The organism is Arcicella rosea, assembly GCF_014204325.1.
Classification (GTDB): domain Bacteria; phylum Bacteroidota; class Bacteroidia; order Cytophagales; family Spirosomataceae; genus Arcicella; species Arcicella rosea_A.
Genome location: NZ_JACHKT010000001.1, coordinates 80,604 through 92,815 on the forward strand (window position 1 = coordinate 80,604; position 12,212 = coordinate 92,815).

Here is a 12,212-nt window from a genome sequence, read left to right on the forward strand (position 1 = left end):
AAAAAAGCGGTCGAAAAACTAATTTCGACCGCTTTTTTATGATTGATGGGTAACGAATTCCTACAGTTTGAGTGAAGCGAGTCGGTTTGCCGATGCGATTCGGAATTTCTTTTGCGACCGACGCTTCGGTTACTTTTCTTGTTTCAATATAAGAAAAGTAAGCTATGGCTAATAGTATTTTACTGTTGTGACCAAACTACATTAACAACTTTATAAACATAATCTAAGACTGTTAAGCCTTTATCTTTTGAAACCATTAGATTTTACAAAGAGTACTCTTTATAAGTAAATAAATGATAATGGAATATTGAAAGCTTTTTCGAAAGTAACAAACTATCATGAAAACCTACAATACATGAAGAGAATTTCCGCTATCATGCTTAATTTACAAACCAAAATTTATAATTTCCCTTGCTTCAGCAATGCTAAAAGAGATAAAAATGATACGATTAAGTGTGTTATGTACCTTTTTGTTGATGAGCCTGCAAAGCTTTTCACAAAAAGATACAACCATTACTGTTAAAATTTTAGGTGGATTACAATTTGATTTACCTCGTTTGGCGGTTCAACCCAATACTCGTCTGACGATTATTTTGGATAATCACGACGATATGGCTCATAATATGGTCATCACCAAACCCAATGCCCGACTAAAAGTAGTAGAAGAAGCCATGAAATTAGGCGACAAAGGTGCAACGATGGATTATGTACCCAACTCTCCTTTGATTATTGCCAATACCAAAATCATTGAACCGGGTAGAATTGATACCATTACTTTTACCTTGGAAAAAGAAGGAATTTATCCTTATGTCTGTACGTATCCCGGACATGGTTTTGTGATGTACGGAGCTATTTATGCTACCAACAAAGCTTTGCCTCCTTTAGAAAAAGACATTAACGTACCCGAAGCACAGCGACAAAAAACGACAAATGTTGTGATGAATCACGCAGGGCATCATGCTGTACAAACGCCACCTTCGCCACATCCTTTTCCTGTAAAATACCCTTTGTTGTATCGTACTTTTATGCCTGATTGTGGCCCCGCAGCCATTGCGGTAGCTTTTAACGAAACGGAATCTTATTGTTTTGATGCAGGCAAATGTTATTTAAGATACGCTTGGTCGGGGGGATTTGTGGATAATTCAGAACAATGGAAAGGCAATGGAAGTAAATTAACAAAAGTAGTCGGTGAAGTATATTGGCGAGATAAAACTGGTTTTCCTTTCAGAATTGCCAATGTAAAAAACATTCCAACGGTTGATTTTAAAGGGTATCAACTCAACAAAAGATTACCCACTTTCAAATACTTATTAGATAAAGTAGAAGTAACCGAAACCATTCGTTTAAGTGCCGACGGAAGAACTTTGATTCGAGATTTTACTTTTAAGAACAATAAACAAAAGCTCTACTTTTTAGTCAATACCGACGATGACATCGTGTATCAAAGCAAATCGGGCAAGTTCAATAATGGCGTACTCAGTATTCCTGCTAATGTTCAACGTCTTAGTATTTCCATGAAAAAATGAAAAATAACCATACGCTTCACAACAAAAGAACTTTTAACACAGCATTAGGCTGTTTGTTGGCTTTACTGTTTTTTACTTCAAAACTAAAAGCACAAAATGTTACGCCAAAAGATTCTGCGGCAAATTATTATGAAGTAGAAAACATTACTCTACCAGACGGTTTAGTTGCCGAAACAGGTGCAATTGGTTTTATGCCTGACGGGCGTTTTGTAGCCTGTTTTCACCGTGGCGAAGTAATGATGTACAACCAGAAAACCAAGCAATGGAAAATGTTTGCCGAAGGTTTACACGAACCTTTGGGTATGATGGTGATTAACAATCACGAAATTTTAATCATGCAACGTCCTGAACTTACTCGTGTAAAAGATACCGATGGCGATGGCGTAGCCGATGTATATCAAACCGTAACAGACGATTTTGGAATGTCGGGCAATTATCACGAATTTGCTTTTGGTCCCATTGCCGATAAACAAGGAAATCTTTTCATTGCTTTGAATTTAGCTTCAAACGGTGCAGGAATCAGGAATGAAATTCGGGGAAAATATGATTCACTTTCTCGTCCGGGACGAATGTACTCTTGTGTGCCTTATCGTGGTTGGATTATGAAATTAGGCAAAGATGGCATTTTAAAACCCTTTGCCGTAGGTTTTCGCTCGCCAAATGGTTTGGGTTTTGATGCACAAGGAAGATTATTCGTTTCTGATAATCAAGGCGACTGGTTAGGCACAAGTAAATTGTATCATGTAGAAGAAGGGAAGTTTTACGGACATCCTGCTGGCTTGATTTGGAAAGAAGATTTTCCAAGAGTAGTTCCGATTGAATTACCCGTTGCTCACTTAGACAGTATGCGAACCAAAGAATCCATTCAATTTCCGCATGGATATTTTGCTAATTCGCCCACACAACCCGTTTTAGAAAATACAGGAGGAAAGTTCGGGATGTTTGGCGGACAAATGCTGATTGGCGACATGGATCATAAATACGTAATTCGCCTGTTGATGGAAGAAGTAGGCGGAGCAATGCAAGGGGCTTGTATTCCTTTGAATTTTAGTTCAAAAATGCGTATTGGAAATAATCGTCTGGCTTTTGCTCCCGACGGAAGTTTGTGGGTTGGACAAAACGACCACGGTTGGGTGGGAGCAAGAGGTATTCAACGCATTACTTGGAAAGGCAAAAAGCATTTAGATATTATGGCGATGAAACTTACTAAAACAGGTTTTGATTTAACCTTCTCTTTGCCACTCGACCCAGCCAAAGCACAAGATTTACTCAATTATAAATTCCGTCGTTTTTATTATGAGTATCATCAAGCCTATGGTTCAAAGCAATTTGATGTAAAAGATGTTCCAGTACAATCCATCAAACTTTCAGCCGATGGCAAAACTGTTTCATTGACCTTAGCAGCATTAAAAGCAGGTTATGTCTATGAACTAAAAACAGGCGATATAGAAAGTACAGATGGTAAATACCTTTTCAATAATTTGATTTGCTATACTTTGAATCAGTTGAGGTAATAATCATTTTAAATACTAAGTCTTATGAAAAAAATCTTTTTTTGTTTAGTGCTAACCATTTTGAGCATTACAACATCTATACAGGCACAAAAAAAGCAGCCATTATTTGTGTTAGATTTGGCTGCCTCCAAATACTTTAAAACTTTATTCAGTCCTTATCAATTTAATATTTTTGAGGACAAACTATTTGCATTTAACGATGACGCACAATGGGCTGTTTATAACTATTCAACCAAAAAAGAAAGTATTGACAATACGTTTGCAATAAAAGGGAAGTCTTATGATTTTTTTAACATTTTGTTTAAAAATACCAATGAACGTGTCATTGCTAACATAAGAAGAATTTATTTCATGGATAAAAACAAGTTGACGAGTTCTTTAAAATTTAATGTTAATATTGAACACGTTGTTTTACTAAATGGGAAATATGCTTTAGTTGTACTTCCTATTCTAACACCTATAAGGGATGATTCTGGAGGAAGCTCTATTGAGCTAATTGTTTATGATGGCAGCAAACGTCTATATAGTAAAAAAGATGTTATTGGTTATGTTAGTACTTCTTTTCGTGATTCAAAAAACGTATTATCAATGGTGACTGACTCACCAGAAGGGCTCACAGAGTATCGGTATGACACGTTAACCAATACGCTGGTAAAATCATTTTATTTATACGATGAGAATGAAAGCTATTTAGCTTATTCAAACGAGAAATACGTGTATTGTTTTGAAGATGACTTTACTAAATTGAGCGTTAAAAAAAGAAAAGCTCAAAATGAACGCCTTGAAAATGTAATGACTATTCCACTAAAAGATTACTTCCCCAATCTCAAGGCTAACCCATTTGACTTCACAGAAGGAGAACCAAACTTTAGAATGGTTGAAATCAAGGGAAAATTGCATCTTGTGTATTTATTCAATAAGAAGCTATATTGCTATTTATTGGATGTACCAAATTAACCAGCCACGGAAGTAACCTTAGCAGAATTAAAAGCAGGTTATGTCTATGAACTAAAAACAGGTGATATAGAAAGTACAGAGGGCAAATACCTTTTCAATAATTTGATTTGCTATACTTTGAATCAGTTGAGGTAGGTTATTATTTTAAAGAGATTGCATCCTTGTCTGTTCTCCAGACCAGACAAGGATGTAAATAAACTATTTTACACTCAATACTTTCATTATCTCCTCTCCAAATTGACTGATAACTCTAACCGCAATTTTTTGTCCCTTATTCTTTACTTCTATTGGGTGAGAAATATGTCCGTATAAACGCTCAAAAGCTTCGTCGTCTATCTCTATTTTTAACGTTTTTTCTACTTTCTTTTTGGTGGTGTCTTTTGCTAAATTGTCTAATCCTTTTCTCCATTTATCAAATTCAGATTTATCTCCACCACAGAAGAATACTTGTTTTACTACAAAATTACTCCCGTCATAATCATCATCAACCATCCAATAAGCTAGGTCAGCTACGTTTCTGGCTTTTACTACGTCTTGAATTGGGTCATAGATGTCTAATCCTCTAATTTCAACACTTACTGTATTACCTTCTTTATGCAAGGCAATGTCTGTTTCGCCAATCGTGACAAAACTTGCCGCTGATTTAGCTGGTTTCTTTTTCAATCCTTCTTGTAATAAATCATCGTGAATGCGGACTTTATCTACTTGAAATGTTCCCATACTTGTTGATTGTGAACCTCCTTCGATGTCACTCTCAAAGCTGAATCCTAAAATAACTAACCAACTGGCATCACCTTTTTGACGGCATTGTTTAATGGCATCACTCACTAATTTTTTACTAACCGTTCCGAATTTTGGTCCGATATGGAAATACGCTTTTTCTTCACCTTTTTCAGATTGATAAAAACCTTCTGCGTGAAGTGCTTCGCCTGCCAATAATTCAACACTTCTAAAAACCACCATCTCTGATTTTGTTCCGTTCTTAATCCCAGCACTTACTAAATGCTGTTTAATGTGTTCTTCAAAAGCTCCTTCTTCTTCGTTGACTCTAATTTCATCGTCCAATTCTTCTGGTGTAGTAGGCTCATAGTTTTGAAGCGTTTCTACTGTAAAAGGTCCCGATACCCGTAGTTTTTTCTTGTCTTGTTCGGGTTGGTCATAGAGTGTTTCAGTAGCAGGAGGTTCATCGTTTGCCAAACTTTTTAGAGTAATGTGTGGTACGGTTTTGTATTTAAAACCCTGTCGAATATCAGCACTTTCATCATCATACAAATTATAAAAAGGAAAAACTGCTGTCATTAACCTTGTTTTAGCAATGTTTAGGGCAATTCTACTGGTATCAATGGTTATCCAACGCCTGCCCCATTGCTCGGCAACATAAGCCGTTGTGCCACTTCCACAGGTTGGATCTAAAACTAAATCTCCTGGGTCTGTGGTCATTAATAGGCAGCGTTGGATAATCTTATCATTTGTTTGAACTACATAGATTTTGTCATCAGTAAAACTTCCCATTGCAGTATCTGTCCATAAATTTCCATATCGTTGATAAGGAAAATCATCTGCATAACGAATATATTGAATACTATTTTTAGCAATATGTAATCTGCCTGACTTTGCAAGCCTTTCCATTCCATCAGGATAGTTTGCTTTCCAGTGGGATTTAGATGGAGGATTGTAGGTTTTTCCTTTAAATTCAAAAGGTTGGGAGGTATTAGCACTTCCTTGTGATACAATATTGTCTGGCTTATAAAGCCTTGCACCTATCGGAATATTTTTTGTGCCATCTCTTTCTTCTGAATTAACACCCCTATAAGTTCCATCAGGGAACATTATCCATCTTGCATTTCCTTCACCCGGTACAATCGGTTGTTCAAAATATAATGTTCTAAATTTGATTTGTTCTGAATTTTTAGCATACCAAACTAAATAGTCTCCTTGTCTTGCTATTGTAGTACTTTCAAAACCAGATGTAGTTTTAAATGAAATCATACTCACAAAATTCTCACTTCCAAAAACTTCGTCCATCAAATTTCTAACCAAATGCACATTTTCGTCTGAGATTTGCACAAAGCAAGAACCACTTTCCGTTAGTAATTCTTTAGCAATCAATAATCTATCTCTTAGGTAAGAAAGGTAAGAATGAATGCCCAACTCCCATGTATCACGGAAGGCTTTTATCTGTTCTGGTTCACCCGTAAGAGCTTCATCACTACCATCTTTTACATCACGGTTATTAAGTTTTATTTGCCAGTTTCCCCCGTATTTGATACCGTAAGGAGGGTCAAGATAAATGGTTTGCACTTTCCCTGCCATGCCTTCTCTTTCCAAAAGGCTCGCCATTACCAAGTGGCTATCACCTTGTATCAGTCGGTTTGTCCAACCGTCTTGATGTTGATAATATTCCGATACTTTTTCTATTTCATCTTTTTCTAAAGCATTGCCAAAGAGTGTGTTCACACTAAAAAGGTCTAACTGAGCAGGTTGTGTCTCAGTGGCTTTATAAAGATTTTTAATTAGTGTTTCTGGAGCGATATGTTCATGACGATACAGAGAACGAATATCTACTTTTAGTAATTCGTCTCGGTCGTCCTTACCATATTTATTAAGCCAATACAGCTCAGGGTCTTGTCCTCGATGAGTAACAGGGTTTTAAGTCCATAAATATTTGGTTTAATATGGTGTCATTTGTTTTTAAATGTACTGATAATCAAATGGTTATGATTTTTATAAAATCAGGTAAAATCAAGCAAAACCGCTATTTGTTGTACCTATGTTGTACCAAATATTTCTTTATATTTGTACTAAAAGATTTTGTAGAGACTAAATCCATTACAAATATGGCATCTTCACTTAAAATTGTTCTTCGTAGCAAACAAAATTCAGATGGTACTTTTCCGCTTGCGATGCGTGTTACCATTGATAGAAAGTCTTCGTATATTTATTTAGGGTTTAGTGTTCGTAAAGCGGATTGGGATGCCGTTGCACAAAAAATAAAAAAGTCTCATCCGAATTCAGCACAGTTAAATAATTTTATCCTTAGCAAAAAAGCAGAAGCAAATGATAAGATGCTAAATATGGCTGCTCATAATAAGGATGTATCTTCAAAAGCCGTTCGTAGCCATATAAAACCCAAAGAAGGTATTTCATTTTTTGCTCAAGCAAAAGTGTATATTGAAGAGTTAGATAAAACAGGACGGTTTAATCAAAAGTGTACTGATTTACCCCGTATCAATGGTTTTCGAAGATTTCTTGGCGGTTCAGATATAAACTTTGCTGAAATAAATCCTGGGCTTTTACAAAAGTTCAGAGCTTATCTTATCGGTACAAGAAAGATTACTGAAAGAACAGTCGTTAATCACTTTGTAGTGATAAGGACTATTTTTAATAGAGCAATTGCTTCTGGTTTAGTTGAAGAAAAATACTATCCTTTCGGTAAGGGCAAGGGAAAAATCTCTATCAAATTTCCTGATTCCATGAAAATTGGATTGACTACTGATGAAATAAGGGCACTTCAAAGCTTAGAATTGTCAGACGGTGAAAATCATTCAAGAAATCTATTTCTGGTTTCATTCTATTTTGCAGGAATGAGAATTTCGGACGTTCTACGCCTAAAATGGTCTGACTTCCAGAATGACCGCTTGTATTACGCAATGGGAAAGAATCGAAAAACAGGTTCATTGAAAGTTCCTGATAAAGTGCTGGAAATTTTGGAACAGTACCCAAGAGGAACAAATGCTCATGATTTAGTTTTTCACGACCTTGCTAAATTGCCTGACCTTTCAAAAGCCAACGAAGTTCTAAATTATATCAAAACAAGAAATCGGGTTTGTAATGACTATTTAAAAAAGATTGCAGTAAAAGCTGGCATAACAAAACCTTTGACCATGCACATTGCCAGACATTCATTTGCTCAAATATCAGCAGATAGAATTCCAGCCAATGTTCTTCAAAAGTTATACAGACATACTGATATAAAAACCACAATGCAGTATCAGTCAAACTTTATGACTAAGATGACTGATGATGCTTTGGAGGCTGTGATAAATTTGTGAAATAATATCAAAAACTATTCTTATCCTCAAAATAAATGGCTATTATGGCTATACATAATATGTAATAATACAAAAGTAATTAGAACTTTATATTATTACATATTTGTATTTTTATGAAGGGGCATAATATTTTATAATTTGACAAGACTTTTTTAAGTAGGTTTTTAATTAAGTTGTTTTAACTTACTGTATACCAAATAGGAAATTCTATTCTTCCAATTTTCAGTATGCTTGACTCTATCAAACTTTTTATTTTCCATTGATAATAATTCCGTTCGAGTCATTTTGCTAAGTCCCTCCCACTCATCATACATGACATAGATTGCATTTCCATATTCAAGATTTTCAAAAACAACAAGATTTTCAGTAAACTTTGCTCCAAAGTAACTAGACATTCCTCCTGCCCCCAGAATTATACTTTCAGGATTCATCGAAGTGAGAAAATCATACTTATCTTTTATGTTTTCTTTATCTTGTGGGGTTAATTTTGACATACCATTAAGTATTCTCTCTAAATTCTCATCTCTTTCCCCTGCAGGAAATATCTCCCAAGCTACATTTTGTGTTGACATAAATTCTTGCTTAGTAGTGCTAGTACTGAAGACATCTACTTTCCCAAAATTTTCTTGTAATAAGTTTAATGCAAAAAGTATATTTGTTTCAAACTCATCTTTAGTTTTATCTAAACTATTAGAGAGACCAACCTTAAAAGTGTAATACATATTACCATCTTTATTATTACTATCTAATAATTCAATAGAAAGTGTCCAATTTTTAGGCTGAATAAATTCTTTTTGATACACTAATTTCTCGTAGCATAATTCATAAGGAGTTAAAGACGTATTCCCAAATGGATAACGAGTTCCGCACGAGATAGTCTTATATATCTTTGGTAGGTCTTTTCTTATTATAGAATAACCGTCTCTATTCCTGCGTGAATACCTACCACTTTCTGACATTGGGATTAATTCATTAGTTAAATAAAGTTCATCTTTATTCAATCTTATTGCAATTTTAGAAAGTAAATTAGCTTCAATCTCTTTTTTTGAAAAACTACGTATAGCAGTTATAATAACTTCATCTTCTGTTATAAAACCTAATTTTGCAGAAATGAAACTTGGGGTTCTTAAAAAATTTTTCTTCATGGGTTGATTGTTTATATATTTAAGGATTAGGGCAAATAAGTTTTAAGCCCTAATCCTTAAATTACTTTAAGATTGTTTTCACTGTAATGGCAATTAAACAGATTGCTATAATGTTGGCTAGAGTTTTAGCCGTTTGACCTTGAGCTACTACTTCTATGGATCTACCATTAGTGCGTAATGCTAAAACATTTTCTGATAAATTGACAAGCTGGTTTTTTTTTTGAATGCTATTCATAAATATTTTTTATAAATAAATATTATAATACCCCTCTTTTTTCGGCTTGGGTAATATCCGTTGGCTTTAAGGTTATAAGAAATTATTTCTTATCTGTCTCTTTTACTGTTGTCTTGGGATGATTTTCAGCATATTTTTTTGTAGTATACTGACCATTATCTGCACGACGGTAATTTGTTGTTACTGTTGTTTTTTTTGTCATTTTTAACACCTCCTTCTTTTTATTTTATATTTTATTATATATTGTTAAAAAAAAGACCCAATTTTGAATCTATTTTCATTGATAATACGTTTGTATTATATGTAGAACAGAAGAGTTTGTTATTTAGTTTCACAAATGAAATATTTTTTTCACGAAAGAAACATTTATATTTAGCAAAAAAACATAAATAACTAATTATGAAAACGTTAGATACTGAAAAATTTGCCCAAATGGTTAAATTAAAAAGAGGGAATAAAGGGTTAAGAGCAGTTTCAGAAGATATTGGAGGGGTCAGTGCACCTACTTTATCAAGGATTGAGCAAGGGCATCTACCTGATATTGACACATATTTTAAAATATGTAAATGGCTTGATGTTCCTACTGATTTTTTTGCTATTACTGATTCTACATTCACTCAAGAAGAAGTTGTTGTTGCTCATTTAAGAGCTGATAAAACTTTACCACCAGAAACTGCAAGTGCCTTGGTAAAAATGATTAACTTAGCATATCAAGCTGTCAAAAGTGGTGAACTATAATCTATTAATTATGTCGAGTTTTAAACAATGGGCTGAGAATAAATCATTAGAGTTGCGATTACAAAATGGATTAAAATCCTATGATTATATTTCTGCACAACAATTAGCTAATTATCTAGGGGTAAAAATTTTCACGCCAAATGAAATACCTCGTATGAGTTTGGATGTATTTGACAGTATCAAGAATAACTGGTCTGCGAATACATTAATATGTGGTGATAAGTATTATATAATCCATAATAATACACACTCACCGCAAAGACAACAAAGTAATTTGATGCATGAAATGGCTCATATTATACTAAAGCATTCTCCTGAACAGTTGATTTCAGCGAATGGATTATTACTGAGGCATATAAATGAACAGAATGAAAAAGAGGCTGAATGGTTAGGAGGATGTCTTCAATTGCCACGACAGCTTTTGTTTGAACTTTTTAGGAGAGGTGAAAGTGTTGATAATATTATCTGTAAATATCAGGTCAGTATTGAAATGCTGAGATATAGAACAAATGTTACTGGGTTGAAAAATACTTTTAAATCAATTAAAATTTAATTATTACACATAGATAAAGTCCTTTTTTTAGTCGTTTCCAAATAAACCTCATCAAGATAGTCAGCATATTTTTGCATCATAATGATACGTTGAGGTAGAAACTTTGCTCTGTCATAGGCACGGTCTGTACTACTTTTGGGTACGTGAGCTAATTGCCTGTCTGCAATTTCATGAGAGTATTCCAGTTTCTCCTTTAAGATACCTAATGCTAATGCCCTAAATCCATGTCCAGTCATTTGATTGGAATATCCCATTCGTTTTAATGCAACGAGTATAGTGCCTTTACTCATTGGTTTTTGAGGTCTGGGAAGGCTTGGGAATATATATTCCCGTTTCCCATTCATATCTTTTAGTTCAGTAAGAATATTTATTGCCTGTCTTGATAACGGTACAAGATGTGGACTTTTCATTTTCATTCGTTCAGCAGGAATCGTCCACATAGCTTGTTCAAAATCAATTTCTGACCATTTTGCTTCAACCAATTCTGCTGTACGAACAAATGTCAAAAACATGAGTTTGATAGCCAGAAATGTTTGATGGTAAAGGCGAGATTTATGATTGTGCAGGGCTGTTAAAAAATTAGGCAAATCATCAATGTCTATTGAAGCAAAATGCCCTTTCTTATATTTTTTAAGAGCTGTTTCTAAACCGATAGTTAAATCATTTTCCATTCGGTTTGTTGCTATGGCATATCTGAAAATATGACTGATAAGCTGTTTTACCCTTCTTGCCATTTCTGGAGCAGTTCTTTCAATCTTTTGTAAGCAAGCTAAAATGATTATCGGTTTTAACATTTGCATTGGGAAAGAACCGATTTCAGTAAAAGCATATTTTTCGAGGCGGTGCATAATTGTCTGGGCATAGCGAGGATTCCAACTATCAATACCTTTACTGTGCCATTCTTTAGCGATTTGCTCGAAGGTCTGAGCACTCTCAAAAATAGCTTTTTGCTTTTGCTCGATTCGGGAAAGGGCAGGGTCTAATCCGCTTTTCAGAGTACCCTTGATTTTATCTTTTTCTTGTCGTGCTTCCTGTAAGGAGACTTTTGGATAAACTCCAACAGCAATTCGTTTTTCCTTACCGTGAATTCGGTATTTAATCCGCCAGTACTTACTGCCAGTAGGCATTACTTCTAAGTACAGCCCTTCGCTGTCTGACAATTTATATTTCTTCTCTTTGGGTTTGGCAGTACGGCATTTTATATCATTAAGTGACATTATTTTGTCCCTCCAGCAATAAGAATGGGTCTTGCAAGATTCTGGGGGAACAGGAATATGTAATGAGTGATTTGTTCCCCTATTTGTTCCCCCAAATTTGATGAATGTGGGATAAAGCCTGAATATGCTAGGAAGGGAATTGATACACCAAGTACCTTGAAAATAGGTATAATTTTCAAGTTTGATAGTGTTGGATAACTGTGAATAATGAGAGAGTTGGCTCCTCGAGCAGGATTCATTTATTTTCGCCTATGTATATGGTATTGCTTTACTTT

At 34.7% G+C, this 12,212-nt stretch carries 10 protein-coding genes; 6 read left to right on the top strand and 4 right to left on the bottom strand.

The genetic code is table 11. The features are described from left to right. Positions 1–440 precede the first annotated feature (440 nt). From HNP25_RS00310 to HNP25_RS00320, 3 genes are read left to right on the top strand one after another with little or no spacing between them, the layout of a single operon-like run. Positions 441–1,526 carry a plastocyanin/azurin family copper-binding protein gene (locus HNP25_RS00310; RefSeq protein ID WP_229202741.1) on the top strand — a complete coding sequence of 362 codons (1,086 nt, stop codon included), beginning with the start codon at positions 441–443 and terminating at the stop codon, positions 1,524–1,526. Then, positions 1,523–3,040 carry a DUF7133 domain-containing protein gene (locus HNP25_RS00315; RefSeq protein ID WP_184128377.1) on the top strand — a complete coding sequence of 506 codons (1,518 nt, stop codon included), beginning with the start codon at positions 1,523–1,525 and terminating at the stop codon, positions 3,038–3,040. Before HNP25_RS00310 ends, HNP25_RS00315 begins: the two co-directional genes overlap by 4 nt. Before the next feature lie 24 nt (positions 3,041–3,064). Then, positions 3,065–3,997 carry a hypothetical protein gene (locus HNP25_RS00320; RefSeq protein ID WP_184128380.1) on the top strand — a complete coding sequence of 311 codons (933 nt, stop codon included), beginning with the start codon at positions 3,065–3,067 and terminating at the stop codon, positions 3,995–3,997. A gap of 198 nt (positions 3,998–4,195) precedes the next feature. Here HNP25_RS00320 and HNP25_RS00325 read toward each other — a convergent pair whose 3' ends face one another. Next, positions 4,196–6,454, bottom strand: coding sequence for a site-specific DNA-methyltransferase (locus HNP25_RS00325; protein WP_184128383.1), 2,259 nt, complete (start codon positions 6,452–6,454; stop codon positions 4,196–4,198). 380 nt (positions 6,455–6,834) lie between these two features. Here HNP25_RS00325 and HNP25_RS00330 point away from each other — a divergent pair, with 380 nt between their 5' ends. Next, the gene (locus tag HNP25_RS00330; protein WP_184128387.1) at positions 6,835–8,049 is read left to right on the top strand and encodes a site-specific integrase; all 1,215 of its coding nucleotides are present in this window, start codon (positions 6,835–6,837) and stop codon (positions 8,047–8,049) included. A 164-nt stretch (positions 8,050–8,213) separates the two neighbouring features. Here HNP25_RS00330 and HNP25_RS00335 read toward each other — a convergent pair whose 3' ends face one another. Then, positions 8,214–9,194, bottom strand: coding sequence for a hypothetical protein (locus HNP25_RS00335; protein WP_184128390.1), 981 nt, complete (start codon positions 9,192–9,194; stop codon positions 8,214–8,216). Positions 9,195–9,255: 61 nt separating this feature from the next. Next, positions 9,256–9,429, bottom strand: coding sequence for a hypothetical protein (locus tag HNP25_RS00340; protein WP_184128393.1), 174 nt, complete (start codon positions 9,427–9,429; stop codon positions 9,256–9,258). Positions 9,430–9,828: 399 nt separating this feature from the next. Between HNP25_RS00340 and HNP25_RS00345 the strand changes: the two genes are divergently transcribed. Next, positions 9,829–10,167, top strand: a complete 339-nt coding sequence (locus tag HNP25_RS00345) for a helix-turn-helix domain-containing protein (protein ID WP_184128396.1) — start codon at positions 9,829–9,831, stop codon at positions 10,165–10,167. A gap of 10 nt (positions 10,168–10,177) precedes the next feature. Next, positions 10,178–10,720: an ImmA/IrrE family metallo-endopeptidase gene (locus tag HNP25_RS00350; RefSeq protein WP_184128399.1), complete on the top strand. Its 543-nt coding sequence runs from the start codon at positions 10,178–10,180 to the stop codon at positions 10,718–10,720. Here the strand turns inward: HNP25_RS00350 and HNP25_RS00355 are convergent. Next, positions 10,717–11,937, bottom strand: a complete 1,221-nt coding sequence (locus HNP25_RS00355) for a tyrosine-type recombinase/integrase (protein WP_184128402.1) — start codon at positions 11,935–11,937, stop codon at positions 10,717–10,719. The two genes, HNP25_RS00350 and HNP25_RS00355, sit on opposite strands and share 4 nt — an antisense overlap. Positions 11,938–12,212: the final 275 nt, after the last annotated feature.